This window comes from Paraburkholderia sp. BR10141, assembly GCF_056155635.1.
In genome coordinates this window covers 96,786-123,755 of sequence record NZ_JBMIQH010000001.1, presented here as the reverse complement: position 1 = coordinate 123,755, position 26,970 = coordinate 96,786, and the positions used below count along the sequence as shown (strand labels likewise).

Sequence of the window (26,970 nt, the reverse complement as noted above, 5' to 3'; positions counted from 1 at the left end):
ATGCCGGTCATCGAATCGAAGCTCAATCCGCGTTCGGACGACTTCAAGGCCAATACCGCGGCACTCGAAGCGCTCGTCGCGGACCTGCGCGAGAAGATCCAGAAGCTTGCGCTGGGCGGCGGCGAGGCCGCGCGCGACAAGCACCTCTCGCGCGGCAAGCTGCTGCCGCGCGATCGCATCGCGCAACTGGTCGATCCGGGCACGCCGTTTCTGGAGTTCTCGCAGCTCGCGGCCTACGGCATGTACAACGACGACGCGCCGGGCGCGGGCATCATCACGGGCATCGGGCGCATTGCGGGGCAGGAATGCGTGATCGTCTGCAACGACGCCACGGTAAAGGGCGGCACGTACTATCCGGTCACGGTGAAGAAGCACGTGCGCGCGCAGGAAATCGCCCAGGAAAACAACCTGCCCTGCGTGTATCTCGTCGATTCGGGCGGCGCGAACCTGCCGAATCAGGACGAGGTGTTTCCGGACCGCGATCACTTCGGCCGCATCTTTTACAACCAGGCGAATCTCTCTGCGCAGGGTATTCCGCAGATTGCGGTGGTGATGGGCTCGTGCACGGCGGGCGGCGCGTATGTGCCGGCCATGAGCGACGAGTCGATCATCGTGAAGAACCAGGGCACGATTTTCCTCGGCGGCCCGCCGCTCGTGAAGGCGGCGACGGGCGAGGAAGTGAGCGCCGAAGACCTGGGCGGCGGCGATGTCCATACGCGCCTTTCCGGCGTGGTCGACCATCTCGCGCAGAACGATGCGCATGCGTTGGCCATTGCGCGTTCGATCGTCGGCAATCTGAACCGCACGAAAACGCCGCCCGTGGTGCTGCGCGAGCCGCTGCCGCCGCGCTTCGACGCGAAAAGCCTGTACGGCGTGATTCCAATGGATACGCGCAAGCCCTTCGACGTGCGCGAGGTGATCGCCCGCATCGTGGACGACTCGGCGTTCGACGAATTCAAGGCGCGCTACGGCACCACGCTCGTGACCGGTTTTGCGCACATCTGGGGCCACCCGGTCGGCATCATCGCGAACAACGGCATTCTGTTTTCCGAATCGGCGTTGAAGGGCACGCATTTCATCGAGCTGTGCTGCCAGCGCAAGATTCCACTGGTGTTCCTGCAGAACATCACGGGCTTCATGGTCGGCCGCAAGTACGAGAACGAGGGCATTGCGCGCAATGGCGCGAAGATGGTGACGGCCGTGGCCACGGCAAAGGTGCCGAAGTTCACGGTGATCATTGGCGGTTCGTTCGGCGCGGGCAACTACGGCATGTGCGGCCGCGCGTATTCGCCGCGCTTCCTGTGGATGTGGCCGAACGCGCGTATCTCGGTGATGGGCGGCGAGCAGGCCGCATCCGTGCTTGCCACAGTGCGCCGCGACGGCATCGAAACGAAGGGCGGCACGTGGAGCGCCGAAGAAGAAAATGCGTTCAAGCAGCCGATTCGCGATCAATACGAGCTGCAGGGCCATCCGTATTACGCGAGCGCACGCCTGTGGGACGACGGCGTGATCGACCCGGCGCAAACGCGCGACGTACTCGGCCTCGGTCTTTCCGCCACGATGAACGCGCCGATCGAAGAGACGCGCTTCGGCGTGTTCCGCATGTGATGCATTGAGGACCAGACAATGCAATACGAAACGCTCATCGTAGAAGTTGCCGGACACGTGGCCACTGTTACGCTCAATCGCCCTGAAGTCCGCAACGCGTTCAACGAAGCGATGATCGCGGACGTCACGGCCGCGTTCACCGCGCTCGGCGCGCGCGACGACGTGCGTGCGATCGTGCTCGCCGGCAACGGCAAGGCCTTTTGCGCAGGCGCGGACCTGAACTGGATGCGCAAGATGGCCGGCTACTCCGACGCGGAGAATCGCGCGGACGCCATGCGTCTCGCGCAGATGCTCTCAGCGGTCTATCGCTGCCCGAAGCCGGTCGTCGCACGCGTGCACGGCGACGCCTACGCGGGCGGCATGGGCCTCGTGTGTGCGGCGGACATCGTGGTGGCCGTGGAAACTGCGCACTTCTGCCTTTCCGAAGCGCGCCTCGGTCTCATGCCCGCCACGATCGCGCCTTACGTGATCCGCGCGCTGGGCGAGCAAGCTTCGCGCCGCTACTTCGTCACGGCTGAGGCGTTCGACTGCGCCACCGCGCAGCGGCTCGGCCTCGTGAGCGAAGCGGTGAGCGCCGAAGACCTCGACGCCACCGTGCAGCGCATGACCGAAACGCTCTGCGCGAACAGCCCGAATGCCGTACGCGAGTGCAAGCAGCTCGTGCAGGACATCGCCGGCCAGACGATCGACGACGCCTTGATCGAAGACACCGCCGTTCGCATCGCGCGTATTCGCGCGAGCGAAGAAGGGCGCGACGGCGTGTCGTCATTCCTTGAGAAGCGGACGCCGCGCTGGCGCGATCAATAAGGCAAGAAGCAGGAAACGAAGCGAGGACAGCACATGTTCAACAAAATCCTGATCGCCAACCGCGGCGAAATTGCATGCCGGGTCGCGGCAACTTGCAGGCGGCTCGGCGTGAAGAGCGTGGCCGTGTACTCGGACGCCGACGCGAACGCCAAGCACGTCGCGGCCTGTGACGAAGCCGTGCATATCGGCGAAGCGGCCGCGGCGCAAAGCTATTTGCGCTACGAGCGCATCATCGAAGCGGCGCGCGCCACGGGTGCACAGGCCATTCACCCCGGCTACGGTTTTCTTTCCGAGAACGAAGACTTTGCCCGCGCGTGTCAAGCGGCCGGCATCGTCTTCATCGGGCCGCCGGTCGAGGCGATCGCCGCCATGGGCTCGAAGGCGGCCGCGAAGGCGCTGATGCATGCGGCGGCCGTGCCGCTCGTGCCGGGCTACCACGGCGACGAACAGGCCCCCGCACTCCTGCAGCGCGAAGCCGATGCAATGGGCTACCCCGTGCTGCTCAAGGCGAGCGCGGGCGGCGGCGGCAAGGGCATGCGCGTGGTCGAGCGCAGCGAAGACTTTGCGGCGGCGCTCGCTTCGTGCAAGCGCGAGGCGGCCAGCAGCTTCGGCAACGACCGCGTGCTGATCGAGAAGTACCTCACGCGGCCGCGTCACGTCGAAGTCCAGGTGTTCGCCGACAAGCACGGCGGCGCGGTTTACCTGTTCGATCGCGACTGTTCGGTGCAGCGCCGTCACCAGAAAGTGCTCGAAGAGGCGCCCGCGCCGGGCCTCGAAGACGGCGTGCGCCGCGCGATGGGCGAGGCGGCCGTGGCCGCGGCGCGCGCGGTGCATTACGAAGGCGCGGGCACCGTCGAATTCATCATGACGGGCGCCGACTTCTACTTCATGGAGATGAATACGCGCCTGCAGGTCGAGCACCCCGTAACGGAGATGATCACGGGCCTCGATCTCGTCGAATGGCAGTTGCGCGTGGCGGCGGGCGAGCCGCTGCCGCTCGGGCAGTCGGAGCTTTCGATCACGGGCCACGCACTCGAAGCGCGCATTTACGCGGAAAATCCGGCGCGCGGCTTCCTGCCTTCCACGGGCACGCTCAAGCATCTGCGCATGCCGGAGGGCGTCGAGTTCCGGCTCGGCGACGCGGGCCAGCGCGCGAGCGTGCGCATCGACAGCGGCGTGCGCGAAGGCGACACCATCACGCCGTTCTACGATCCGATGATCGCGAAGCTGATCGTACACGGCGCCACGCGCGAGGACGCGCTTGCGCGTATGAAGCGTGCGCTCGAAGCGTGCGAGGTGGTGGGGCCGCATACGAACGTCGAGTTTCTGCAGCGGCTCGTGACCTGTGAGCCATTCGCAAGCGCCGATCTCGACACGGGCCTGATCGAGCGTAACCATGACGCGTTGTTCTCGCCGCAGCAGAAGCCGGTTCGCGAAGCGCTCGCGCTTGCGTGTGCGGCGCTGCTGGGCCGTGAGGGCGGCGCGGCGCATGGCGCGTCACCGTGGCACGCGCTTTCGCACTGGCGCCTGAATAGCGGTTTCGCGCAATCGCTCTCCTGGCGCGACGTCGAAAGCGATACCGCATTCACGGTGGCCCATACGCATGACGGCGGCGAGGAAACCCTCGCCTATGCGGGGCACGCGGCGCGCTACACGTGGTGGCGCGGCGAGGGCGTGGACGAATACGGCGCGACCATCGGCGACAAGCGCGTGACGGGTCGCGTATTCATCGACGGCGATGTGTTTCATGTGTTCTGTCTCGGCACGGCGATGGCGTTCGAGTGGCAGAACCTGCTCGCGCATGCGGCCGACGCGGAGCACGGCGAGGGCCGTCTGACCGCACCCATGCCGGGCAAGGTGATCGCCGTGCTGGTGGAACCGGGCGCCGTCGTCGAGAAGGGCACACCGCTCATCGTCATGGAGGCGATGAAGATGGAACACACCATCGGCGCCCCTGCGGCTGGTAAGGTCACCGAAGTCTTGTATGGCGTAGGCGACCAGGTGGCCGACGGCGCGCAATTGCTCGTGCTCGAGGCTGCTTGATGCCGCTTTAACCCGCCTTAACCCGCTTGAAGCGGTTTGACTTGCAGGGCCGGGCAGTTCCTTCCGGCCTCCCCTGTAGCCGCAGAACGATGTTAGAGTTTTGCCCTGGGGCGCTCTGCTAAAGCGGAGCGCCCTTTTTTTCGCGCTTCGCGGACGAGAACCGCTCAGTGTTCCTTCACATGCGCGGCGAGCAGCTCTCGATGTCGCGCTTCGGTGGCGTCGTCGGCGGGGAACATGCATTCGAGGCGCAATTCCTGGGCGGCGATGTTTTGCGGCGTGCCCACGCTCGTCACCATCGAGAAATAGCGCAGCACACTGCCGTCGTCGATGAAACTGAGCGGAATGACCGGCATGGTGGGCGTGCCGCCCGATCCATGATGCGCTTTCCAGTCGCCCGGCACGCCGGGGAACGCGAGCAATTCGTCCAGCAGCGTGCGTGTTTCGTCGTCGATCACGCGGCCGACCGCTTCGCGATACACGCGTTGCAGAAGGCTTCGCGAAACGTTCTCCCAATCCGCGAGGAATGGGCGCATGCCCTGAGGATCGAACATCAAACGCAGCAAGTTGCGTGGGGCTGGGTGCGCGGCCATATCGAAGAAGTGGCCGAAGAAGCGCGGCGCGGCGTCGTTGGACATCAGCACGTTCCAGTGCCGGTCCATGACGATGGCCGGAAACGGATCGTGCTGTCGAATGACCCGCTCGAGCGCCCGCACGACATGCTGCATTTCCTGCGCATTCCACGGCGCATCCGAATAGACGGGCGCGTAGCCGGCGGCGAGCAACAAGGCGTTGCGTTCGCGCAGAGGCACGTCGAGCGTCTGCGCAAGGGTCAGCAGCGTGTCGCGGCCCGGTACGCTGCGTCCGCTTTCAATGAAACTGATTTGCCGCTGGGAAATCCCCGCGTCCAGCGACAAATCGAGTTGGCTCATGCCGCGCGCATCCCGCCAATAGCGCAGCAGGGTGCCGAGTTCGCTTTGCGGTGCGTTCAGGTCGGGGCGCGTGGGGTTCATCGGTTCTCCCAGGTTGGATGCGGACTCGATCATCAGTGGAGGATAGGCGCTCATGCGCGGCTCACCAATTACATGTGATGTAATCGCCGAGTTGCGCAGGCAGTGCACGCGCCGGGTGCGGCCGCCTTCACTCGCGCGCACTTCGCGCAAAAACAGTGCGATGATTAAGGTTATCTCTTCGGCCGACCTTTCAGGCCCGAACCTTGGGAACGCGTCGCGGAGCGGATTCGCTACATGGTGAGATCCGGGGTCGGAAGGCAAATCCCGCTCCCTTCACCATGGCCGTACCGCCCCTCTACCAGACAGGTGAGGTCATCATGCTTGGTGTTCGTAAAGCTGTGTTCCCGGTGGCCGGAATCGATACGAGCTTTCTGCCGGCAACGAAGGCGAGCCCGAAGGAAATGCTGCCGGTCATCGACAAACCGCTCATTCAATATGCCGTTGAAGAGGCCATCGGTGCAGGCATTACCGAGCTTATCTTTGTGACGGGCCGCGGAAAGCGCGTCATCGAAGATCACTTCGACAGGTCCTACGAGGTCGAACACGTGCTTAGGGCGCGCGGCCGGCAGAATCTCGTCGAACTCGTGCAGAGCATCAAGCCGGCCAATGTGGAGTGCGTCTATGTCCGGCAAGCCGAACCGCTCGGTCTCGGGCACGCCGTGCTTTGCGCGGAAAAGCTGATTGGCGACGAACCGTTTGCGGTCGTGCTCGCCGACGATCTGCTCGACGGCAAGCCTCCGGTTCTCGCGCAAATGGTCCATATCTTCAGCCATTACGATTCCTCGGTTCTTGCGGTGGAAGAATTCGAGTCGTGGGAGTCGACGAGTCATGGCGTGATCGACGGCCGGCATTGGGACGAGCGCGTGATCAGCGTGAGCCGCATCATTGAAAAGCCGACGCCCGAACTGGCGCCGTCGAGCTTCGGAGTGGCCGGACGTTACGTGCTCATGCCGAGCATCTTCCACCATTTGCGCGCGCTGAAACCCGATGCCAACGGCGAAATCGAGCTCACTCCCGCCATTCACTCGATGCGTGAAGAGGAGCAGGTGCTGGCCTATGAGTTCGTTGGCAAGCGCTACGACTGCGGCACCAAGCTCGGCTATGTGCAGGCGACGGTGGACTTCGCCCTGCGGCATGCGGAATTGCAGGAAACCTTCGATGCGTGGCTGCGCGAGCGCATGGGCGCGGCGCAACTGGACGCGTGGGCAGCGGGTTCGATGCTGAGCCAACCGGCGCCGGTCGCGCCCGGGCTCGCACATTGAAGCCATGCCGTTTGCGCAGGAGAGTTGAACGTTACCCGTGAACGGGCAGCCTCGATAGCATGACATCGCTTTGACCGGGCGGGATCTAACGATGCCACCCTTTTCAAGGCGATGCAAGGAAAGGATTGGTAAGAAACCGTGCAAGGTTCCGCCCGTCGCACTGCTTTAAAATCGCGGCATGAACCCCAGCGTCCTCATTGTCGACGACGATCCCGTCGTGCGCGATCTGCTGAGCCGCTTCTTGCGCTCGCATAACTTCGATACCGCCGTGCTGCACGACGGCGTCCACCTCCAGCGCCGCCTCGAGCGCGAACGACCGTCCATTGTGGTGCTGGACATCATGATGCCGGAGACCGACGGCCTCGAAGCCATTGCCGCCTTGCGCGCGGCCGGCGACGACATTCCCGTCATTTTCGTCACTGCGCGCGGCGCCGTGAGCGATCGCATTCGCGGGCTCTCGCTGGGGGCGGACGACTATTTGCCGAAGCCCTTCGATCCGCACGAACTGCTCGTGCGGATCCAGAATATCCTGCGGCGGCGCGGCCCGTCCACCGCGAGCGCGCCTGAGGCACGCCGGCGCTACCGGTTCGGCGACTTCGAACTCGACTTCACGATGCGCACGCTCTCCTGCGGCGACACGCAAATCCCGCTGAGGGAGAGCGAATTCGCGTTGCTGAAGGTATTCGCCACACATCCCTACAAAGTGCTTTCGCGCACGCTGATCCACGATATCGTGCATCGCGACGAGCGCGAATTCCACGAACGCAGCCTCGACGTGCCGATCTGGCGCCTGCGCCGCGTGATCGAGGCCGATCCGTCGAATCCGCGTCATATCCAGACAGTGCGCGGAAAGGGCTATGTATTCGTGCCGGATCCGGCGAATTATTCGGAGGCGCACGGCGCAGCAATTCAGTGAGAAGTCCGTTGAATACGCTGTTCGGGCGCATGGCATTGCTCTCGGCCGCGGTTTTGCTTTCCATGCAGCTGGGCTGGTTTTTGCTGCTTGCCCGCCAGCCGCCGCGCCATGAAGTCGATGGCTTTGCGCGTGGCGTCCTGCTCGCGCTACGCGTGGCGAGCGAAGAGCACGTCGGGGGCGGCACGGTGCCGCCCCCGGTGCATCTCGGCAGTTCGCTCGAGCCGCCGAAGGACCGCGATCTGAGCGACGTGTTGCGCGTGCACCGCGTGCCGGTGTGGAACGTGCCCAAGGACGTTCACTTGCACGAACCGACGCGCAGGCCGCTGGTCGACTTGACGCGCCATCTGCGCGAACAATTGCCGCCCGGCACGCAGTTCGCCGTGGATGACGGGCGCCCGCCGCAGCTGTGGGTGCGCTTTCCGGGCAGCACGTCCTGGGTCGTTGTGCCGGTCGATATTCCGCCGCCGCCGCGCTTTGTCATCGAAGGGATTTCGATGCTGCTGGCGGCGCTCACGCTGTCGTTCCTCGCTGCCTGGCAGATCCAGAAGCCGCTCGCGAGCCTCGCCCAGGCGGCGCGCCGGTTCGGCACGGGCGAGCGCATTGCGCCGCTCGAGGGCAAGGGGCCGCGCGAACTGCGCGACGTGAGCGCGTCGTTCAACGACATGATGCGCTGCGTGAACGAGGCCGAAGACGATCGCGTGGTGATGCTGAGCGGCATCGCACACGATCTGAAGACGCCGCTCACGCGGCTCAAGCTGCGCGCGACCCTGATGGCAGAGGAGGCGGAGCGCAACGGCATGCTGCGCGACGTCGATTCGCTCACCCACATCGTCCAGCAGTTTCTGGAGTTCGCGCAGCAGTCGCCCGACGCGGGCAGGCTATTGAGTGTCGACGGCTTCCTGCAAAGCCAGTTTGGCAATCCTGACGAAATCGAGGGCGGCAACGGGCCGCTGTTCGTGCTCGATCTGCGTGCCGGTTCGCGGTTCAAGCTGCCCCATGTCTCGCTGGACCGGCTCGTCACGAATCTCGTCGATAACGCACTCGAGTATGGCGCGCCGCCAATCGAAATCTCGACGGCGATCGAAGACGGATCGTTCCTGATACGCGTACGCGATCACGGCGCCGGCATCGAGCCCGAGCGCATTCCCGCCGCGATGAGGCCGTTCGTACGCCTGAATGCGGCGCGCGGCGGCGAAGGCCACTGCGGCCTCGGGCTGGCCATCGTCGCGCGGCTCGTGCGCGATAGCGGCGGCCAATGCGACGTCAAAAACCACCCCGATGGCGGCCTGCTCGTGCAGCTCAGCTTTCCTGTCGCTCACGGCTGATACGCCACAACAAAAAACGCGCCGAGCCCTCGCGGACCGGCGCGCAAACGTGCCGACGCTTGAAAAAGCGGGCGCTCGTGGACGTCGTGGTCAGGCCGTCGTGCTGACGAACAGGCCGCTCGCGGCGCCCGAGCCCTGCTGCTGCAGGTTGCTCGCGAGCGTCGTGAGGAATTGCTGAAGCTCGGACGTCGTGCCGCTCGACGAACTGCTCGATGAGGCGCCCATTGCCGTCAAAAGGTTCTGGAAGTCAGACGTCAATTCGCTGTCCGAACTGCTGCTGCTCGACGAACTGCTTGCCGTGCTCGAATCGGAGGACGTGCTGCTCGAAGCCGACGAGAGCGACTGCGCGAGGTTCGAGATCGCCGAAGCGAGATCGCTGCCGTAACCGCCTGCCGACGAGGGCGGCGGAGGCGGCGGCGGGGGCATCATCGCTGCGGCAGTGGTCGTCGTGCTCGAATCGCTCGATGTGGACGACGTGCTGGAGCTGGAAGCCGTAGTCGCAGACGTTGCGCTTGCCGACGAAACCGCGCTGCTGCTGTCGCTGCTATCGCCCGTGGCCGTCGTGGTGACGCCGCTCTGTTGCGCGGCGACCTGAAACAGCGCGCCGAGGAATTGCTGGAGCGCGGCGGCAAGCGCATCGGGCGACGTGGACGACGTGCTCGACGTCGAACCGGTGGAGTTCGACGAAGAATCAGAACCGGTGGTGCTCGCGGACGCGCTGGCCGTGCTGTCCGTGGTGAAGCCGAGCGACGAGAGCGCCGAGGCGATGGCGGCGGCAAGCGGATTGACGTTGTTCGAGTCCGACGAGGCGTCCGAAGCCATGGGCATGCCCGACATCTGGCTGGTGCTCGTGGATTGCCCTTCTGCCTGGTAAGCAGCCCAGGTCGAATACAGTGAGTTTGAGCTGGATAACGCGCTTATCGACATGTTTAACCCCCCGGTGAATGTGCGATATGGTCGATGCCCGACCGAGACGGCTGGTCAGGCCACTCAGTCGGCGCAATCGTATGTCGTCTTTCGCCGCGGGGGGCGGCTTTGTAATTCGAGGAAAGAGTTCAGGTAAGGAATTAGTGCCATCCTTACTTTTCCTTTCCTCAGGCTGCTGCGTCGCGCACCGGCGGCGCGAAGCGCAGCGCTACCGCAATGCGGTTCCACGCATTGATATTCGCCACGGCGGCGGTCAAGAATGCCATCTGCTCGCCGGGAAACTGGCGCGCCACGTCCTCGTAGAGCACGTCGCTCACACCGTCATGGAGCTTCGCGGTCAGCGCTTCCGTGTAAGCCAGCGCGGCGCGTTCACGTTCACTGAAGTATTCCGGCGCCTCGTGCCATGCGGCCACGAGATCGAGCTTGACGCGCGGCACGGCTTTCTCGCGCGCAATGTTGAGGTGGTACTGAATGCAGAACGCACAGCCGTTGATTTGCGAGGCGCGGATTTTCAGCAGCTCGGTGAGCGGCTTTTCGAGCCCCGAGGCATCGACCGCCTTGCTCATGGCGGAGAGCGCAGCGGCCACCGGGGCGGCGTCGCGCGCGAAGGTATCGTAAGCAATGCGGGTAGACGTGCTGGACATGACTGGACCTCGCGAAGTCTGGGCGTTAATATCAGAGCACGAACATCATATTCGAACTCTGACATCATGCGCAAGACAGTGAAGAAAGACCCGGTTTCGGAAAGGGGCGAACCCACGAGCGCTATTCCGGCGGTCGGCGAGGGCAAGCGCGGCGAGGCGGGCTATTTCGGCTACCTGCTGCGCCAGGCGGGCGCGGCGCACCGTTTGCGCATGGAACGCGCACTCGACGATCTCGGCATTACGCCGCCGCAATTCGTCGTGCTGACCATGCTGGCCGCCTACCCCGGCATTTCGGGCGCCGATCTCGCGAGGCTCGCGGCGCTCACGCCGCAAACGGTGAGCGTGATCGTCGCGAATCTGGAGCGCGGTGGCGCGATCGTGCGTCGCCCGCACGCAATGCATGGGCGCATTCAGCAGATCGACGTGACCGATGAGGGCGAAGCGCTGCTCAGGCAGTGCCGCACGCGCGTGAAGAAGCTGGAGGCGCGCATGGCCGCGGGCTTCACGGCCGAAGAAGAACAGGTGATACGCCGCTGGCTGGTGAGCGTCGCGCGCGAGGATGACGTGGGCTGAATGCAGCCGCGCTCGACCGCGCGTTACTGCGAAGCACTCTTCGCTTGCGCGAGGCTGCACGAATGGTCGAGCAGGCCTTCCGCCGTGCCGGTCCCGCCATCGACATCGAGCCCGCTGTTCACGACGAGCCAGCCGTCGTGCTTTGCATCGGGGCCGGCGCCCGTCACGAGTATCGTCTGCACGGCCATGGTCTGTTGCGGGCCGAGATCGCGCTCGACCACGCGAAAAGGATTGTTGTTGTCCGAGAGGCTCGTCACACGCGTGACGCGGTAGCGCGATCCGTCGAGCGTGGTCCAGCGCCACGTGCCCGGCGCGATGTCGGCATACGGCGCGAGCGCTTTGGTGATGTCGGGGCGCATGCAATCGACGTGGATATGCAGTTGATTCTGCGTGCGGCGCTCCGAGGAGTTGATCTCGAGGCCGAGCTGGTTGCCGGCGAGCGGCATGCCGAGCTTCGCTTCCACGAAACGTCCCGCGCCCCATGCGCCGACCCAGTACTCAGGCGCGCCGCCGTAGAGAATTTCGGGGCTCTCGATGCCGGCCACGCGGTCGGTGGGAATCACGAGATACTGCGCACGCCCTGCGATGTCCTTGAGCACGGCATAGCGCTTCTGGAAGTCGACGGTGGTGCAGGGGCCGGGCTTGCCCTTGTCGCGCATATTCGGCACGCACTGGCCGCCGACGACTTGCCAGAGACCGTTGGAGTCGACCGCGGAGAGGCGCACGCACGCGCCGGTGGCGGCGAGCGCCACGACCGCCGCCGTGGCGACGGCAAACCGGGACATCCGCATGAAAGGGGCAAGGCGCAGGGATCGCATCGGCACGAAGTGTCTGGGTTGAGTCGATCAAACGCGCCGCGCTGCGAAGTCTGCACGCGTTGCGGCGCAACGCTGCGCGCAGTGTAGCGCAATGCCAGTGACAGTCGCTTGTGCTCGGTTGTCGAGGCTTATTTGCGGCGCGGATGAAACGTGACCGGTTGCGCGTTCGAGGCGTCCGTTGCCGCAGGCGTCGGTCCGCACGTGCCGCACGTGCCGCAGGTGCCGCAGCCGTCGCCGCAATCGCCGGTTGCGCCTTTGGGCTGCACGAAACGCCCGAGGCGCTGCGCGAATGCATTACGTTGCGGGCGCAACAGTTTTGCGGTCACCGCGGCCTGCACGCGCGTGGCCGTTTTCGGTGCAAGCTTGCGCAGCGTATAGACGAAGCTCGCGGTCACGAGCAGCGCGATCACCGCATATTGCGCGACGAGTCCGGCGCTCATACGAAGTGCCTCGCGACCTGATACGTGACGAACGAGGCCGCATAGGCCACGACGAACATGTAGCCGAACGAAACCACGACGGCGCGCCACGAGCGCGTTTCGCGGCGAATCACGGCGAGCGTGGACATGCATTGCGGCGCGAATGCGAACCACACCATCAGCGAGAGGGCGCTGGCGAGCGAGAAGTTCTGCGCGAGCGTGTGGCCGAGCGCGGCGGTGTCCGCGTCGCCGCCCGCCACGGAGTACACGGTGGCGAGCGCGGCCACCGCCGTTTCGCGCGCGGCAAACGCGGGGATCAGCGAAAGGCTCATTTGCCAGTTGAAGCCGAGCGGCGCGAACGGCCATTGCAGCGCGCGGCCAAGATAGCCGGCGATGGAGTAATCGATGGCGGGCAGTGTTGCGCCGGCGGGCGGCGAGGGGAACGTGGAGATGAACCACATCAGCACCGTGAGCGCGAGGATGATGCCCGTCAGGCGCTTGAGGAAGATCGCGCCGCGCTCCCACAGGCCGATGGCGACGTCGCGTGGGCGCGGCAGCCGGTACGAGGGCAACTCCATCAGCAGCGCGTGTTCACGGTGGTCGCGGCGGAGTTTCTTCATGACCCAGCCCACCGCCATCGCGCCGGCAATGCCGGCGGCGTAAAGCGCGAAGAGCACCAGGCCCTGCATGTTGAATACGCCGAAGATCATGCGGTGCGGAATGAAGGCGCCGATCAGCAGCGCATACACTGGCAAGCGCGCCGAGCACGTCATGAGCGGCGCGACGAGGATCGTGGCGAGCCGGTCGCGCGGGTCGGAGATGCTGCGCGTGCCCATCACGCCGGGAATCGCGCACGCGAAGCTCGACAGTAGCGGAATGAACGAGCGCCCGGTGAGCCCCACCGCTACCATCATGCGATCGAGCAGGAAGGCCGCGCGCGGCAGATAGCCCGACTCCTCCAGTACGAGGATGAAGAAGAACAGCACCAGAATCTCGGGTAAAAAGCCGAGCACGGTGCCGACGCCGCCGAACAGCGCGTCCGTCACGAGGCTGCGCAGCGGGCCGTCGGGCAGTGCCGTACCGGCGGCCGCGCCGAGCCAGGTGAAGCCGTCGCCGATGGCATCGGTGAGCGGCTTGCCGAGCGAATACACGGCCTGGAACACGAGGAACATCACGAACGCGAGGATCAGCGGGCCGAGCACGGGGTGCAGTGCGAAGCGGTCGATGGCGTCGTCGCGCGCGTCGGTGGCGCGCGGCATCGTCACGGCGCTCGCGAGGATGGCGCGCATCGTGCCGTGCAGGTCGTCGGCCGCTGCTGCTGCTTGCGCCTGCGGTTTTTCAGGCGTCGTGTGGTCGATCAGCTCGATGAGCGCTTGCGCGCCGCCGCGCCGCACGGCCACGGTTTCGACCACGGGCATGCCGAGCTGGCGCGCAAGCTCGCCCACATTTACCTCGACGCCGCGGCGCTTTGCGGCGTCCATCATGTTCAGCGCGAGCACCATCGGGCGCCCCATGCGCTGTACTTCAAGCACGAAGCGCAGATGCAGGCGCAGATTCGTCGCATCGGCCACGCAGACGATGAGATCCGGCGCGGCCTCGCCCGAGTAGCGGCCGAGCAGCACGTCGTGCGTCACGCGCTCGTCGGGGCTTGTCGAGTCGAGGCTGTAAGCGCCCGGCAGATCGAGCAGTTGCACCTTGCGGCCCGAGGGCGTGGCGAAGCGCCCTTCCTTGCGCTCGACCGTCACGCCCGCGTAATTGGCGACCTTCTGGCGCGCGCCGGTCAGCAGATTGAAGAGCGCGGTCTTGCCGCAGTTGGGATTGCCGACGAGCGCCACGCGCAGCGGCGTAACAAGAGCCAGGCTCATTTCGCGGCCTCCCCGTCCGTCGTCACGCTCACGCGCTGCGCTTCCGCGCGGCGCAATGCAAAGCGGGTCGAGCCGATCTGCACGAGCAGCGGGTCCGCGCCCCAGGGTGCGCGCGCAACCACGCGCACGGGCTCGCCGGGAACAAAGCCGAGGTCGCGCAGACGCTTCGCGATCGGGTCGGGGGCACGGATATCCTCGACACGCTCCACGAGGGCGGTCGCTCCTTTGGACAGGTCGGTCAGACGCATAGTTGGGGGGGCTTGCTTATAACGAATGAGAACCGTTCTCATTGTAGCGCAGCGCCGGCATTGTGGCGCTAAATGCGCCTCGGCTCCGTCGATGCGGGCGGGGAACCCGCGGCCGAGGCGGGGTAGCGGTGCCGTGTGCGCTCAAATTTCCGGCGCAGGCAGCGTCCCGAGAATCGCTTCAAATGCGAGACCGATCGCGAGCAGCCTGCGGTCGCCGCCGACCGGTCCGTCGAGTTCGAGCCCGACGGGCAAGCGCGCGTCGACAAGACCCGCGGGCAGCGCGAGACCTGGAATGCCGGCATTGCTCGCGGGATCGGTGTTGCGCAGATACGCCTCCATCTCGTCGATCGGCGCCGCGCCGTCGATCGACACGCGAGACGATCCGTTCAGCTCGTCGATCGGCACGGCGGCGAGCCGCGTCGTAGGAAAGAGCAGCGCGTCGAGTCCGCTGGCCGCGAAAGTCTGCGCATAGAGCTGCTGCAGACGCGGCCGCCACACCGTCATTGCGCTGTGATAGTCGCCGCCGCGCGCGTCGGCGAGCACGGCGTCGTAGGCCGCGCGCACATCGGGACTCGCAATGCGCACGGCGACTTCGGCCACGGTTTGTGCCGGTGCGTGGTTCGCAACGAGCCATGCTGTGAGATCGTCGATGGGCTCGTGCAGCGCGATCGCATAGCTCACGCGGTCGTTCAGCGCGAGCAGCTCGCTCATTTCGACCGGTACGAACGTGACGCCTGCGGCTTCGAGCTTCGCGAGCGCGGCGCGCGCCACGTCTTCGAGCGCGGCTTCGAGGCCTTCCCACAGCGGCGCGGGCAGGCCAATGCGCAGATTCGTCACGGCGGCCGGCGAGAGCGGCCCGTGCCCGGTAATCACGGCGTCGAGCAGCGCGACATCGGCAACCGTGCGCCCCATCGGCCCGACCGTATCGCGCGTATGGCTGATCGGCACGACGGCCTGCGGGTCGTGATAGCGGCGTTGCGTGCCGCCGTCGCCCACGCTCGGGCGCAGGCCGACAATGCCGCATAGCGCGGCCGGTATGCGCGTGGAGCCGCCGGTGTCGGTGCCGAGTCCGGCGGGAACGATGCGTGCCGCAATGGCGGCCGCCGTGCCGCCGGAGGAGCCGCCGGGAATTCGTTCGGGGTCCCAGGGGTTGCGCACGGGCCCCGCATGCGGCGCGAGATTCGTGCTGGTGATGCCGAACGCCAGCTCGTGCATGTTGGCCTTGCCGAGCAGGATCGCGCCGGCATCGACGAGGCGCTGCACCGAAGGCGCGTGACGCGCGGGCACGAAGCCTTCGAGCGCGGGCGTGCCCGCCGAGGTCTGCAGGCCGCGCGTATTGATGTTGTCCTTGACGACTACGGGCAGCCCGGCGAGCGGCAGACGCGCGCGCTCGCTGGCGCCGAGCGAGTCGATGCGCTGCGCGGTGGCGAGCGCGCCTTCCACATCGAGCACGGTGAGGGCGTTGAGGTTGGAGAGCGCCTGCGCGCGCGCCAGCAGCGTGGCGACGTAGTCGGCGGCCTTCAGTTGTCCGGCCTGGATGGCCTCGACGGCTTGCGTTGCGCTCAGTTCCAGTTGCTGGTCGACAGTCCAGGTCATGCAGCGTTCTCCTCGTGCGGCTATACAGCCATGCTAACAACGCGTGCGTTTTACGTTGCGGCGCGACTTCTTCAAGAGGCGCAGCGCGAAGCGTGCGAGCGTGGGCACGAGCGTCGGCCGCAAGAGGCGCGCGTCGTAGCCGCTCATGCGCGCGTCGTTTTCTTCGAGGCAGAGTTCGATCATCTCGCGCGGTTCCAGCGCGTCGCCCAGTACCTCGCGGTTCGCGGGCAGAAAATTCGAGTCGCGCGTATTGCCGCTGGCGTCGATGCCTCGTGCGATCGCGAGCCGCTCCCATACCAGCATGAACCAGATGGCGGCGACGCGCACGGTGTGCCACGGCCTGCGCCACGAGGGCATGGTCCTGCGATACCACGCCACCCAGTTGACGAAGAAGAGGATGTGGCGCGCCTCTTCCTGGATCACCGGTTCGAAGGTTTCGACGAGGTCTGGCGGGAAAAAGCCCGAGCGCTGCGCCGAGCGAAACAGGCCGAACGCGAAGAAGCTGTCGATGCACTCGCTATAGCCGGTGAACATCCACGCCCATTCCGCCTTTTTGGGCGGCAGGTATTCGGGTTCAGGCGCAAGTTCGATGCCGTAGGCCTGCACGAGATTCGAGAGTACGACCTTGTGGCGCGCTTCCTCGGCCGCGTCCATTTCGATTGCTTCGCGCAGCAGCGGGTCGCTGAGGGTTTGCGCGTAAGTCAGCACGCGGATCGAGGCGCGGCCTTCGGTCTGCACCGCCATGTCCCAGATCGGCAGCGATGTGAGGCGGCCGAGCGCATCGGGCTCGAGCTTCGGCCAGTCGAGCACGGCGGGGCGGTAGGGATCGTGGGTGTCGAGCAGCATCCGGCAGAACATCTTGCGATGTTCGTCCGATCCGATCTTGATGGGCCCTGGCGTGCCGTGAGTCCAGCGCCGCAGCGCGGCGTCCTGCTCGGAGATGAAGGCTGCGCCTTCGTCCGGATGCGTCAGGGTTTCGGACATGAGCATCTAACGGGAAGGGGGTATGACTCCTATTCTGTCACAACCGTAAGGAAGCATGCGCCCTCACGCGCAGCGGCGCTGCTGCTCGATCCACATGCGCGCCCAGCGGCAGGCGTAGGCGAGCGCGTGCCTTTCGTCGAAGAAGTAATCGAGTTCGTCGAACGAATGCTGCGCGCCCGGCTGCGTGCCAATGGTGAGATTGGCGGCGAAAAGGCCGTTCGGGAGCTGCCGCGCGCTGGGGGCGACGACGTAGCCTTTGTAGCGTAATGAAGTGTTCATGGCCGCGCTTCCTGCTGATCTTCTGCTGATTTGCTCGGGTTCTCGTTTTCAGTGGCGCGGGTGTTTTGCTGTCCACTCACGGTACCGACACGGACCAGCGTATGAGCCGCCGTATGTCGATGGAACCAATCATTCGTCGCAAGCAAATCACGTGTGGCCTGGAGCGGTCAGCAGGATGATCCGGATGAGGCGAGGGGTGAATCCGGCTTCAATGTGGACCGGACGAAATGCAGCGTCTGTGGGATGGCGCACGTGATCTGCGCCGCGCGACGCCGGCAATGTGGGTTAGGGAACGTTTCCCGCCCCGCACGTTCGACGCGCGGGCGGGCGGCCAGGCGGCAGAGGTCGGGCAGCGTGTCAGACCGCGAGGCTCAGACGTTTTTCGGTGCGCGGCGCGTTGGCGGCCTGCGCGCCGCCGACGCTGTTCAACGCGCTCGCCGGCGGCGCCGCGCGATGTTCCTGGCCGCCGAACGCGAGCGCGAACTGCGCCGCCTGGCGGCCGACCGTTGCGAGCTGTTCGGCGACCTTGGCGTCGGAGCACTGCAGCGCGCTCTCGAAGCGTGTCTCCAGCGTGTTGATGCCCGCGCCGAAGGGTGTCGGCCAGCCGCGCAGCGCGTGCACGATCGAGCGCAGCGAGGTCAGCACCGAGCCCGCGGCCTGCCAGCCATAGGCCGTGACGATGCAGCCCACTGCGCGGCCGTCCAGGTATGGGCGGTTGTCGGCACGCAGTTCTTCGAGCGTGTCGAGCGCGTTCTTCACGAGCCCCGATACGCCGCCGTGATAGCCGGGCGTCGCGATGATGACGGCGTCGGCGGCGCGCACGGCTTCGATCAGCTCGAGCTGGGCGTCGGTTCGCACGGGGTCTTCGGGTGCGTAGTGCGGCAGCGTGTGCAGGAACGTGCCGCCGAACAACTGCGTGCGCGCGCCGGCGTCTTCGGCGCCGCGCAGCGCGAAAGCGAGCGCGCGCTCGGTCGACGAGGCGGCGCGCGTCGTGCCGCCGATGCCCACCACGAGCGGGCGGCGTTGCGAATCGGAAATGCTCAAGGGGGGCTCCCTGAAATGCGATGAGACCTGGCTCGTGGGTGGTCGGGTGACGCCGCCACGAAGCCTGCAGGCCTGGAAACGGTCATCTTAGAGATCGCGCCGAGCGGCGCGAAACGACTTTTTGTTCTATCCATATGCCGGCGGCGCTACGTTGCGCGGCGCCATGCGCCCGAAATGCATATGCGAAACCATTGGTTGGACGCGCAGCGGGCCATGGCTAAGATGAAGCCGTCTCCTCCATGACATCTCCTTGACATGGGATTCGGCCCCGCACTTCTCCGGTGACGGGGCTGTTTTTTTTCTGGAGACGGGAACGGGCGGCGCTTCGAGGTCTTCGAGGCCACGATCGCGGCAGCTGCGTGCCGCACTGTAGGTCGTGTTTTGCGCCGCTGACTGCGGCTGCGCGCTAGCTCAAACCGTGAGGACGTTGCCGTCGGGGCCGATTTGCGGCGGAATTTCCGGCAGGGTCCCGTTGCCCGGCGCGGTGCGCGCGGGGGTGCCCGGCGTGGCCGGCAGCGTGGGCGCGGGAGCGCGCACGGCCGGTTCGGCGACCTTGCGAGTGGTGAGTTTGTCGGTGGAGGCCAGCTTGTGCTTCGTGCCGTGATGCGCCTTCTTGCCGGCATTGCTCGCATGCGCCGAGGGCGTGCGCGCTTCCGGCGGATTCCAGATCTCGATGTAGTGTTCCCCGGCGATCGCGGTGGACGCGAGGACGCCCAGCAAGGTCCCCGTGATGAAGAATCGCACGTCGTGTTCTCCGTTTCGATGTACAGGCCGGGGCCGCGCCATGCGCCGGGGCGCGATGGGGCGGCGTAACCCGGTACGGCGACCGGGCGGCACGAACGGCCGGCTGCCACGCACTGTACATTCATACAGGCGCTTATGCAAACGTTTCACGACGTGCTGCGGGCGATGTGTTGCATGGGCGCGCCGCGGCCTTACGGGGCTTGCGCCGGCGCTCAGTCTGGCGTTTGCGGGCGGTTCAGGCGTCGAGCGCCGCCCGGTTTTGTGCGATCGCTCCGTCCGCGGCCAGGCCGTGGGCGCCGAGCCAGCGCCCATAGCTGCGCGGCGAGAACGCGAGCGTGAGCACGATCATCGCGCTGATCGATACGGCGAGCATGATCCACGCGCCCGTAAAGCCGCCCGTGAGGTCGCGCACGCGGCCGGCCACGATGGGGGCGAGCGCGGCGATCACGAAGCCCAGACCCTGGACGAAGGCGACGAGGCGCGCGGCAAGGCGGTGATCCGCGCAATGGTCGAGCGCCGTGACGAGCGTGACCGAGAACGTGCCGCCGAGCCCCGCGCCCGCCGCCGCGACCCACAGCAGCGGCGCGGCCTCGGGCCACGCGGCGAGGCCGATCACACCGACGAGCTGGCCGCACAGGCCCAGAACGAGCCACGGACGCCTGTCCGTGAACGCCGCCGCGGCGAGCGGCAGGAGCAGCGCGCTGGCGGCCTGGAACACCGTCATCGCCGCGAGCAGCGAGCCGCTCGCTTCGACGCTCGCGCCGTGCTGCTGATAGTAGGCGGGCAGCCACGCGACGAGACTCGTATAACCCCCGTTGACGAGCCCGAAATGAAGCCCGAGCGTCCACGCCCGGCGCTTGCGCCAGACTGGCGCCGTTGCCGTGTCGGCATGCGCCTGCGAGGGTGCGGTAGCGGCGTGCTGCACGTGCCGGCCTGCTCCAAACCCGCCGTTCAACACGCCCCAGATCGCGAGCGCGGCCAGCGCCGGCAATGCCCAGACGGCAAGTCCCACATGCCACGAACCGCTGAGGCGTGCGACGAGCGGGCTCAGGCTCGCGCCCAGCCCGCCGCCGCCCATGATCGACGCCGAGAACAGTCCCATTGCGAGCGGCACCCGCGCGGCGAAGCGTTGCTTCATGACGGCGGCCAGCAGCGCCTGGATGGCCGCGACGCCCGCGCCGGCCGCGGCCGCCGTGAGCATGAGCGCGCCGCCGCTGGCGGCGAACGCGCGGGCCGCGCATGCCGCCGCAATCGCCACGAGCCCGAGCGCGACGTCGCGCGTCTCGCCGAGGCGGCGCGCGAGCAGGCCGGCGCCGAACGCGCCGAGGCCCATCGCGACGACAGGCAGGCTCGTGAGCAGCGAAGCGCCGTAGAAGCTCAGGCCGGTGTCGTTGCGAATGGTCGTCATGAGCGGGCTGATCGAGGTGAGCAGCGGCCGCAGATTCAGGCCGATCGCGACGATCGCGGCATACCACGCAAGCACGCTGGCCGATTCGCCGGACGGCATCCGGAAATCATTGGAGCGGGTTTGAGGGTTCAATGCGGTCAACCTTTTTGCAGCTTAACGGTTGACCATTATACGCAATAATTGTCAACAATCTGGCTCGACCCGCTATGCCCGGCATGGGCGATCGAGTATGGGCGCGGGTCTATATCGCCTCGCCATGCCGCTCGCTACAATGCGACCTGACCCATCGACCCGACCCAGCTAGCGCGCCTGCCCATGGCTCAATCCTCCCGCCACGTTCCGCCCCGCGATACCGACGAACCGTCCGATGTCGAAGCGCGTGTCTATGCGTCGATTTCTTCCGCGTTGCTCGAAGGCAAGCTCGCGCCGGGCCAGCAACTGGTGGAGCGCGAACTCGCGGCGGCGTTCGGCTGCACGCGCGGCGCGTTGCGCAAAGTGCTGGCGCGCCTCGGCTACGACGGCAAGCTCGTGCTCGAACCCAATCGCGGCGCGTTCGTGCCGTCGCCCTCGGAGGACGACATCCGCGCGGTGTACCGCGCGCGCCAGGTGGCCGAAGCGGGCGTGATGGTGAGTCTGTGCGGCACGCTCGACGCCGCGATGCGGCGCAAGCTCGCGGCTCACGTGCGCAGCGAGAAGAAGGCGTTGCGCGAGGCGCGCGTGGACGAAGCGGTACGCCTTGCGGGGCAGTTCCATCTGCTGCTGTCCGAGCAGGCGGGCGGCACCGCGCTCGTGGAGGCACTGGCGCAACTGGTCGCGAAGACGGAGCTTTACAAGGCCTTGTTCGATCCGTCGAAGGCGTCGATGTGCGCACCCGACGAGCACGCGCAGATCATCGAGGCGCTCGAGGCGGGGGACCTCGCGGCCGCGCTCGCCACGATGCGTGCGCATCTGGGCGAGTTGGAGGAGCGGGTGGTGCAGCAGGCACGTGCGCGCGCCGGACGCGATCTCAAGACGGTGTTCGCGGATCTCACGAACGGCTGAAAGCAAGGGGCAAACGTCAGCCCTGGTCTACGCGTCGGCGCAACTCCTTCGAAGCCGCGAGCGGAATGCGCGCATCGTCCCACGTGGCGAGCCATTCAATCTCTTTCGCGGCGAATACCTGGCCATGATTGCGCAGCGCGTACTGCAACGAGTCGATAACGTGGTTGCGGATGATTTCGGGCGTATGCGGGTCGTCGAGGACGATGCGCAAGGCTTCGAGCGTGGCCATGGTGCGGCTCCGGCGAATGTGGCGACCGCAACGTTATCGCACGACAAAAAAACGCTTGCCAGGCGAGAAAAAATGCCCGGCAAAGCGCGCCTCAGTGCCGCGTGCGCTTGAATATCTCGTACTCTTCGGCGAAGGCTCTCGCAACGGCGGGCCGCTCGCGCACGCGCTGCGCGTAGGTCGCGACGGCCTCCCATTGCGATACATCGATGCCCACGTACGGCGCCCAGTTCAGCACGGTCACGAGATAGGCGTCCGCCACGCTGAATTCGTCGAGCAGGAAGGTGCGCGAGTCGAGATGATGCGCGAGCAAGCCGAAACGGCGCGGGATCTTGCCGCGCGCATATGCCTTGACGGCCTCGTCCAGGTCCTTGCCGAGCAGCGGCACGAACACGCCCTTGTGCAGTTCGGTGCCGATGAAGCCTAGCCATTGTTGCAGGCGCGCGCGCTCGCGTGTGCCCGCTGGCGGTGCGAGCCGCGCTTCGGGAAAACGGTCGGCCACCCACGGCAGCACCGCCGAGTTTTCGGTGAGCGTCCAGCCGTCGTCCTCGCGCAGCACCGGCACCTGACCGAGTGCGTTGACGGCGAAGAAGTCACCGCCTTCGGCGAGCTGCTTCGTGAGCGTATCGACCTGGATGTAGCGGGCCTGCGCGCCTGCCTCGTAGAGCGCGATGCGCGTGGCGAGCGAGCACGCCAGCGGGGCGAAATACAGTTCCATCGTCTTCCTCCTTTGCGGGCTTCGGGCTTTTTTGAATTTTTGTACTATAGTGAACAAAAATCGCCGATCCAATATTTCTATGCAATCCAGTACAAAAAAGGATAGCCGCCCGCGCGGGCGGCCGCGCGCCTACGATCCGCACGAGGCGCTCGCCCGCGCGCGCGATACGTTCTGGCGCAACGGCTACGCAGGCACTTCGCTCGACGACCTGAGCGAGGCGACCGGCATGAACCGGCCGAGCCTCTATGGCGCATTCGGCGACAAGCACGCGCTCTATCTGCAGACTATGGAGCGTTACGTGGAAGCGGGGCGCACGGCGATGGAGTCCGCGCTTGACAGCGCAGTGCCGCTGCGCGAGGCGCTGATGCGCGTATTCGACGGCGCGCTCGGCTGGTATTTGCCTGCGCACGACGCGGCGCGCGGCTGCCTGCTGATCGGCACGGCGGCGGTGGAAGCCGTCAACGACGAGGCGGTGCGCGAGCGTCTTGCCGCTGGATTGCGCACATTCGACAAGGCCTTCGAGCGGCGCCTGCGGGGGGCGCTCGCGCAAGGCGAACTGCCGCCCGACGCCAGCGCGCCGATGCTCGCGCGCCTCGCCTCGGCGTTCTTGCATAGCATGGCGCTGCGCGCGCGGGCCGGCGATTCGCGGGCCTCGCTGCGCGCCATGGCGGTGGCGGGCGTCGCGCTGATCTGCGGCGAAGCGCCGACGGCGGCCGATGCGCGTGCGGCGCGGCGCCGCGCGAAGTGATGTCACGCTGAACGTTGCTGCCGGCGCCCTCCAGACGGGTCCGCACGCCGCTTTCCCTTGCTACACTGGCGCAGTCGCGCAGGGACGGCTTGCGCACTCGAAGAGGGGAACACGATGGTGCGCTACAGGCACTACAAGGGTGGCATTTACGAACTGGTTTGCGAGGCGACGCTCGAATCGGATCCTTCCGTCACGATGATCGTGTATCGCGCGGCGAACGGTACGATCTGGACGCGACCCTCCACCGTGTTCTTCGAACTCGTCGAGTATGAAGGCGGACTCGTGCCGCGCTTCGCGCCCGTCAACTAATTCTTTTCACACTCGTCTCTTCCACGCTTTAGAGGGTTTCGCCGAATGCGTTTACTGATTGCGCTGATTCTGCCCTGGCTCCTGTTCTTCACCATTGGGCGTCCGATTGCGGGCATCGTCTGCCTGATCCTGCAGGTCACGCTGATCGGCTGGATTCCGGCCGCGATCTGGGCCGTGTATTCACTCAGCCAGTTCAAGACCGACCGGAAAATAGAGGACGCGCTCGGCCGCCGCGGTTAAATCCCTGAGCGGGCGTCTACGCGCCGTTCGGAGGCGCGTTGCGCGTTACAACGCTAACGCCTGCTCACAATTCAATAAGAACTTAACGCTGATTTTTCTTTCTTACAAATAGAAAGGAGAGTCAGCTATGTTCAAGTTCGTTCTCACGGTGGGCGCCATCGCGCTCCTTGCCGGGTGTGCGGTGGCCCCGGGCTACGACTATGGTTACGGCGGCTATGGCCAGCCGTACTCCACCGGCTATTACAGCGGCTACGCGCCGGGCTATGCGCCCACATATGGCAGCGTGAATATCGGCGTCTGGGACGGTGGCGGCGGTCGCGATTATCACGGCGGCGACTGGCACGGCGGCGGCAGTGGTTGGCACGGGGGCGGCCCGGTTGGTCACGGTGGCGGTCACGGCGGACCTTGGGGGCCGCCGGGCGGTAGTCATGGAGGCGGCCCCGGCGGCGGTCATGGTGGCGGAGGCCACGGCGGTGGCGGTCACGGTGGCGGCGGACCGGGCGGCCGTTGATCCACGCCGAGTCGGAAAATCGCTTCAAAACGAATCAGGCCCGCCACTCTCACGAGGGCGGGCCTGATGCTTTGCACGAGAACCCGGCGTCACAGCCGGGGTTGTCGCGAAACTTACTGGCTCGACTGCGACGTTCCGTTCGTCGACGGGCCATAAGCCGTCGCGCGCTGCGCTGCGACCTTGGCTTCGGCAGCCTGAATGTTTTCCGGATAGTGCATCCAGTCGCTCGGATCGTAGCCGGCGGCGCGCAGTTGCGCGAGATCGGCGCGAACTTCGGCGCGGGTCACGGGTTGTTGCTGGGGTTGTGCCTGCGCGAACGCAGCGGCGGGCACGGCGACGATGGCGGCAAGCACAGCTGCCTTCAGAAACGAATTCATGACTAACCTCCGATGTTTTTGTGGGGAGCCATCGCATCGGCGGGGCCCATTTGGTCAATGTATGTGGTCGGAGGGTCAGGGTAAATACCTGGAAAGCGAATTCAGTGTTCTTCTGGCGGCAACAATCGGGTTCGGAATCTCCTGAAGGGTTGCGCGACGTGCTTGCAATAAGGCCGGACGGCCGCGGATTATCCGGCCCTGAAATCTCGCCGGATTATTGCGAAATCCGTAATTCCAATTCGCCCGAAACGGTCTGTATCCGGCTGTGGCGCTTGCCTAGAATCCACTCACAGCCAGCCGATGCGGCGAATCGCAGCGAGCCGGCCGAGCACGACAGGGTATGCACCGTCGTTGCGCATCGATGCTAAATAATTCCGGAGGTTGTCATCATGAAGTCGCTTCTCAAGGCTGTTGCCCTTACCGTTGCCATGGCTGCTCCGCTGGCCGCTTTTGCCCAGGCCGATCAAGGTCTGACCCGCGAGCAGGTGCGCCAGCAACTCGTCGAATTCCAGCAAACGAGCCGCAATCAGGCGGCAGTCGCCCCGCAGGCGGCCGCGCCGGTCGCCCAGACCGACGGCTCGTTCGGCGGCGTGAGCAACTCGACGTCGGTTGCCGGCGCTCGCTATGTGTCGGAAGCGGCTCGCACCGGTCCGCAATCGGTCTACTTCGGCGGCCAGTAAGTCTTTCGGCAGTCAGCAGATAAAAACGGCCCGCGAATTCGCTTCGCGGGCCGTTTCGCATTTGGGCGCGGCGTTTTGTTGCCGCTACATGGCTTCCGCCTCCGGCACGTCGAGCACGAGATCCGTGCGCGCGACGGCCACGCAGGTCAGCACATAGCCCTCGGCTTTTTCCTCGCGGCTCAATCCGGGCCACTCGATCGTGAAGCTCACGTCGCCGCTCGCTACGCGACACAGGCAGGCGCGGCAGGTGCCGTTGCGGCACATGCGCGGCAAACGGATGCCTTCGAACGCCGCCGCTTCCAGCAAGGTCAGCTCGGGCGGCGCTTCGAAGCTGCGCCCGAGCGGCTCCACGCGGACCACGGGCACGTGCGGCGGGCCCTCCTGCAAGCTTTCGCGGTTCACGTCGCTCATGAAAGCGACACTCCGAGCAGCCGCCCCGCGCCGGCCGTGAACGCCGCCGCGGCGAGTCCGATCACGATCTGCCGGAACGCCGAAAACGTCGCGCTGCGCCCGTTGAAGAGCGACGTGAACACGCCGACGAGGGCGAGCCCGCACGCGCTCAGCGCCACCGACTGCGCGATGGCCGTGACGCCGTGCGCCCACAGGAAAGGGGCAGTTGGAAACGCCGCGCCGAGCGAGAAGAGGCAAAACGAGACGGCGGCGGCCGACCACGGATTGCCGCCCAACTCCTTGGGATCGATGCCAAGCTCCTCACGCGCCAGCGTATTGAGCGCCTCGTCCTTGTTGCGCATGATCTGGGCGGCCACGCGGCGCGCTTCTTCAGGATCGACGCCCTTCGCCTGATAGATGAGCGCAAGCTCGTGACGCTCGGCGTCCGGCGTGTGTTCGAGTTCGTCGGCTTCCTTCGCAAGCTGCGTGCGCGCAAGCTCGCGCGCGTTGGTCACCGAGAGCCATTCGCCGAGCGCCATGGAGCAGGCGCCCGCCACGAGGCCCGCCAGCCCCGTGAGCAAAATCGTGCGATTGACGCTGCCCGCGCCCGCCACGCCCATGATCAGGCAGAAGTTCGAGACGAGCCCGTCGTTCGCCCCCAGCACCGCCGCACGCAGGTCGTTGCCCGCCATCGCGCCCTTGTGCCACGACTCGGCCGCGCCGATCGCTTCGCCGTGGCCGTGTTCGGGCTCGCGCTTCTTCGCGGCAATCGCCTGCACGATGGCCGCGTGCTGCTGCTCCTGGGCCGAAAGCTTCTCGGCGCCGGGCTCGTGCGCGTAGCGGTCGCGGTCGGCGTACTCGGCAGCGGCGACGGTGGGCAGCACGAGTGAAGGGCCGAACGTGCGCGTGAGCGTTTGCAGCAGGCGGGTTTTCGCGCTGCGCCGATGCGGCCGGGGCGTGACGCCGTTGGCCGCGAGCTTCTCGCGCCAGACGCTCGCGTGCTCGCGCTCGGAGGCCGCGAGATCGGCGAAGATGCGGCGGCGCTCGTCGTCTTTCTCGACCGCGGATAGCGTGTCGTAGACGGCGGCGCTGTCGAGTTCGTCGGCGAGATTGCGCCGGAAGCGGTTGATTTCCTGAGCGGAGGCCATGGCGCGCGGTGCGGGAAGTTATCTGCCAAGCTTACCCTGGCGCGGCAACGGCCAGAAGCCGC

The 26,970-nt window shown here is 66.2% G+C and carries 33 protein-coding genes; 15 read left to right on the top strand and 18 right to left on the bottom strand.

Translation table 11 applies throughout. The features are described 5' to 3' along the window. The 3 genes from ACOJB8_RS00605 to ACOJB8_RS00595 are packed head-to-tail and all read left to right on the top strand — an operon-like array spanning position 1 to position 4,458. Positions 1-1,608: a carboxyl transferase domain-containing protein gene (locus ACOJB8_RS00605; protein ID WP_368727997.1), complete on the top strand. Its 1,608-nt coding sequence runs from the start codon at positions 1-3 to the stop codon at positions 1,606-1,608. Positions 1,609-1,626: 18 nt separating this feature from the next. After that, positions 1,627-2,415 carry an enoyl-CoA hydratase/isomerase family protein gene (locus ACOJB8_RS00600; RefSeq protein WP_368727996.1) on the top strand — a complete coding sequence of 263 codons (789 nt, stop codon included), beginning with the start codon at positions 1,627-1,629 and terminating at the stop codon, positions 2,413-2,415. A 33-nt stretch (positions 2,416-2,448) separates the two neighbouring features. Beyond that, positions 2,449-4,458 carry an acetyl-CoA carboxylase biotin carboxylase subunit gene (locus ACOJB8_RS00595; protein ID WP_368727995.1) on the top strand — a complete coding sequence of 670 codons (2,010 nt, stop codon included), beginning with the start codon at positions 2,449-2,451 and terminating at the stop codon, positions 4,456-4,458. Positions 4,459-4,622: 164 nt separating this feature from the next. On the opposite strand, the gene ACOJB8_RS00590 is transcribed toward ACOJB8_RS00595, so the two are convergent. Then, positions 4,623-5,468, bottom strand: a complete 846-nt coding sequence (locus tag ACOJB8_RS00590; protein ID WP_368728043.1) for a helix-turn-helix domain-containing protein — start codon at positions 5,466-5,468, stop codon at positions 4,623-4,625. A 317-nt stretch (positions 5,469-5,785) separates the two neighbouring features. Here ACOJB8_RS00590 and galU point away from each other — a divergent pair, with 317 nt between their 5' ends. The 3 genes from galU to ACOJB8_RS00575 all read left to right on the top strand — a co-directional run bounded on the left by galU (position 5,786) and on the right by ACOJB8_RS00575 (position 8,971). Further along, positions 5,786-6,730 carry a UTP--glucose-1-phosphate uridylyltransferase GalU gene (gene galU, locus ACOJB8_RS00585; RefSeq protein WP_368605481.1) on the top strand — a complete coding sequence of 315 codons (945 nt, stop codon included), beginning with the start codon at positions 5,786-5,788 and terminating at the stop codon, positions 6,728-6,730. 178 nt (positions 6,731-6,908) lie between these two features. Beyond that, positions 6,909-7,646, top strand: a complete 738-nt coding sequence (locus tag ACOJB8_RS00580; RefSeq protein WP_028202613.1) for a response regulator — start codon at positions 6,909-6,911, stop codon at positions 7,644-7,646. After that, complete coding sequence (locus ACOJB8_RS00575) at positions 7,643-8,971, top strand: ATP-binding protein (protein WP_368616648.1); 1,329 nt, start codon at positions 7,643-7,645, stop codon at positions 8,969-8,971. Before ACOJB8_RS00580 ends, ACOJB8_RS00575 begins: the two co-directional genes overlap by 4 nt. A 90-nt stretch (positions 8,972-9,061) precedes the next feature. On the opposite strand, the gene ACOJB8_RS00570 is transcribed toward ACOJB8_RS00575, so the two are convergent. Next, positions 9,062-9,400: a hypothetical protein gene (locus ACOJB8_RS00570; RefSeq protein ID WP_368605483.1), complete on the bottom strand. Its 339-nt coding sequence runs from the start codon at positions 9,398-9,400 to the stop codon at positions 9,062-9,064. A 19-nt stretch (positions 9,401-9,419) separates the two neighbouring features. On the opposite strand from ACOJB8_RS00570, the gene ACOJB8_RS00565 reads away from it, so the two are divergent. After that, positions 9,420-9,566: a hypothetical protein gene (locus ACOJB8_RS00565; protein ID WP_342946738.1), complete on the top strand. Its 147-nt coding sequence runs from the start codon at positions 9,420-9,422 to the stop codon at positions 9,564-9,566. A 51-nt stretch (positions 9,567-9,617) separates the two neighbouring features. Next, a complete protein-coding gene (locus tag ACOJB8_RS00560) occupies positions 9,618-9,845 on the top strand; it encodes a hypothetical protein (RefSeq protein ID WP_475010507.1) in 228 nt (75 codons plus the stop codon). 220 nt (positions 9,846-10,065) lie between these two features. Here ACOJB8_RS00560 and ACOJB8_RS00555 read toward each other — a convergent pair whose 3' ends face one another. Continuing rightward, positions 10,066-10,542: a carboxymuconolactone decarboxylase family protein gene (locus ACOJB8_RS00555; RefSeq protein ID WP_475010505.1), complete on the bottom strand. Its 477-nt coding sequence runs from the start codon at positions 10,540-10,542 to the stop codon at positions 10,066-10,068. 66 nt (positions 10,543-10,608) lie between these two features. Between ACOJB8_RS00555 and ACOJB8_RS00550 the strand changes: the two genes are divergently transcribed. Further along, a complete protein-coding gene (locus tag ACOJB8_RS00550) occupies positions 10,609-11,115 on the top strand; it encodes a MarR family winged helix-turn-helix transcriptional regulator (RefSeq protein WP_368616652.1) in 507 nt (168 codons plus the stop codon). 23 nt (positions 11,116-11,138) lie between these two features. On the opposite strand, the gene ACOJB8_RS00545 is transcribed toward ACOJB8_RS00550, so the two are convergent. From ACOJB8_RS00545 to ACOJB8_RS00500, 10 genes are all read right to left on the bottom strand, one after another. After that, positions 11,139-11,906, bottom strand: a complete 768-nt coding sequence (locus tag ACOJB8_RS00545) for a CDP-diacylglycerol diphosphatase (protein ID WP_475010502.1) — start codon at positions 11,904-11,906, stop codon at positions 11,139-11,141. Positions 11,907-12,061: 155 nt separating this feature from the next. Beyond that, on the bottom strand, positions 12,062-12,373 hold the full coding sequence (locus ACOJB8_RS00540) for a DUF6587 family protein (RefSeq protein ID WP_475010500.1): 312 nt from the start codon (positions 12,371-12,373) through the stop codon (positions 12,062-12,064). After that, on the bottom strand, positions 12,370-14,217 hold the full coding sequence (gene feoB / locus ACOJB8_RS00535) for a ferrous iron transporter B (protein ID WP_475010498.1): 1,848 nt from the start codon (positions 14,215-14,217) through the stop codon (positions 12,370-12,372). The genes ACOJB8_RS00540 and feoB overlap by 4 nt, the downstream gene beginning before the upstream one ends. Then, positions 14,214-14,465, bottom strand: coding sequence for a FeoA family protein (locus tag ACOJB8_RS00530; protein ID WP_475010496.1), 252 nt, complete (start codon positions 14,463-14,465; stop codon positions 14,214-14,216). Before ACOJB8_RS00530 ends, feoB begins: the two co-directional genes overlap by 4 nt. A 141-nt stretch (positions 14,466-14,606) precedes the next feature. Beyond that, positions 14,607-16,061, bottom strand: a complete 1,455-nt coding sequence (iaaH, locus tag ACOJB8_RS00525) for an indoleacetamide hydrolase (protein ID WP_475010494.1) — start codon at positions 16,059-16,061, stop codon at positions 14,607-14,609. A 33-nt stretch (positions 16,062-16,094) separates the two neighbouring features. Further along, positions 16,095-17,045: a ferritin-like domain-containing protein gene (locus ACOJB8_RS00520; RefSeq protein ID WP_342946730.1), complete on the bottom strand. Its 951-nt coding sequence runs from the start codon at positions 17,043-17,045 to the stop codon at positions 16,095-16,097. A 63-nt stretch (positions 17,046-17,108) separates the two neighbouring features. Continuing rightward, positions 17,109-17,324 (bottom strand): transcriptional regulator, encoded by a 216-nt coding sequence (locus ACOJB8_RS00515; protein WP_069261717.1) that lies wholly within the window; start codon positions 17,322-17,324, stop codon positions 17,109-17,111. Positions 17,325-17,681: 357 nt separating this feature from the next. Next, the gene (locus ACOJB8_RS00510) at positions 17,682-18,368 is read right to left on the bottom strand and encodes an NADPH-dependent FMN reductase (protein ID WP_342946729.1); all 687 of its coding nucleotides are present in this window, start codon (positions 18,366-18,368) and stop codon (positions 17,682-17,684) included. 411 nt (positions 18,369-18,779) lie between these two features. After that, positions 18,780-19,112 (bottom strand): hypothetical protein, encoded by a 333-nt coding sequence (locus ACOJB8_RS00505; protein WP_141710545.1) that lies wholly within the window; start codon positions 19,110-19,112, stop codon positions 18,780-18,782. Between the two features lie 235 nt (positions 19,113-19,347). Then, positions 19,348-20,619, bottom strand: coding sequence for a cyanate transporter (locus ACOJB8_RS00500; RefSeq protein WP_475010491.1), 1,272 nt, complete (start codon positions 20,617-20,619; stop codon positions 19,348-19,350). A gap of 216 nt (positions 20,620-20,835) precedes the next feature. Between ACOJB8_RS00500 and ACOJB8_RS00495 the strand changes: the two genes are divergently transcribed. Further along, on the top strand, positions 20,836-21,561 hold the full coding sequence (locus ACOJB8_RS00495) for a GntR family transcriptional regulator (protein ID WP_342946727.1): 726 nt from the start codon (positions 20,836-20,838) through the stop codon (positions 21,559-21,561). A gap of 16 nt (positions 21,562-21,577) precedes the next feature. Here the strand turns inward: ACOJB8_RS00495 and ACOJB8_RS00490 are convergent, their stop codons facing one another. Continuing rightward, positions 21,578-21,790, bottom strand: coding sequence for a hypothetical protein (locus ACOJB8_RS00490; protein ID WP_069261722.1), 213 nt, complete (start codon positions 21,788-21,790; stop codon positions 21,578-21,580). A 91-nt stretch (positions 21,791-21,881) separates the two neighbouring features. Beyond that, positions 21,882-22,505: a glutathione binding-like protein gene (locus tag ACOJB8_RS00485; protein WP_475010489.1), complete on the bottom strand. Its 624-nt coding sequence runs from the start codon at positions 22,503-22,505 to the stop codon at positions 21,882-21,884. A gap of 79 nt (positions 22,506-22,584) precedes the next feature. Here ACOJB8_RS00485 and ACOJB8_RS00480 point away from each other — a divergent pair, with 79 nt between their 5' ends. The 4 genes from ACOJB8_RS00480 (at position 22,585) to ACOJB8_RS00465 (ending at position 24,313) form a co-directional block, all read left to right on the top strand. Further along, positions 22,585-23,253, top strand: coding sequence for a TetR/AcrR family transcriptional regulator (locus tag ACOJB8_RS00480; protein WP_069261724.1), 669 nt, complete (start codon positions 22,585-22,587; stop codon positions 23,251-23,253). Between the two features lie 114 nt (positions 23,254-23,367). Beyond that, on the top strand, positions 23,368-23,562 hold the full coding sequence (locus tag ACOJB8_RS00475; RefSeq protein ID WP_069261725.1) for a DUF1653 domain-containing protein: 195 nt from the start codon (positions 23,368-23,370) through the stop codon (positions 23,560-23,562). Positions 23,563-23,607: 45 nt separating this feature from the next. Then, complete coding sequence (locus ACOJB8_RS00470; protein ID WP_069261726.1) at positions 23,608-23,802, top strand: YqaE/Pmp3 family membrane protein; 195 nt, start codon at positions 23,608-23,610, stop codon at positions 23,800-23,802. A 127-nt stretch (positions 23,803-23,929) separates the two neighbouring features. After that, on the top strand, positions 23,930-24,313 hold the full coding sequence (locus ACOJB8_RS00465; protein WP_475010486.1) for a hypothetical protein: 384 nt from the start codon (positions 23,930-23,932) through the stop codon (positions 24,311-24,313). 113 nt (positions 24,314-24,426) lie between these two features. Here ACOJB8_RS00465 and ACOJB8_RS00460 read toward each other — a convergent pair whose 3' ends face one another. Next, positions 24,427-24,690: a DUF4148 domain-containing protein gene (locus tag ACOJB8_RS00460; RefSeq protein WP_069261728.1), complete on the bottom strand. Its 264-nt coding sequence runs from the start codon at positions 24,688-24,690 to the stop codon at positions 24,427-24,429. A gap of 389 nt (positions 24,691-25,079) precedes the next feature. Between ACOJB8_RS00460 and ACOJB8_RS00455 the strand changes: the two genes are divergently transcribed. Then, positions 25,080-25,370 (top strand): DUF4148 domain-containing protein, encoded by a 291-nt coding sequence (locus ACOJB8_RS00455; RefSeq protein WP_069261729.1) that lies wholly within the window; start codon positions 25,080-25,082, stop codon positions 25,368-25,370. A gap of 84 nt (positions 25,371-25,454) precedes the next feature. Here the strand turns inward: ACOJB8_RS00455 and ACOJB8_RS00450 are convergent, their stop codons facing one another. Next, a complete protein-coding gene (locus tag ACOJB8_RS00450) occupies positions 25,455-25,781 on the bottom strand; it encodes a 2Fe-2S iron-sulfur cluster-binding protein (RefSeq protein WP_475010482.1) in 327 nt (108 codons plus the stop codon). Beyond that, a complete protein-coding gene (locus tag ACOJB8_RS00445) occupies positions 25,778-26,908 on the bottom strand; it encodes a VIT1/CCC1 transporter family protein (RefSeq protein ID WP_069261731.1) in 1,131 nt (376 codons plus the stop codon). The genes ACOJB8_RS00450 and ACOJB8_RS00445 overlap by 4 nt, the downstream gene beginning before the upstream one ends. Positions 26,909-26,970: the final 62 nt, after the last annotated feature.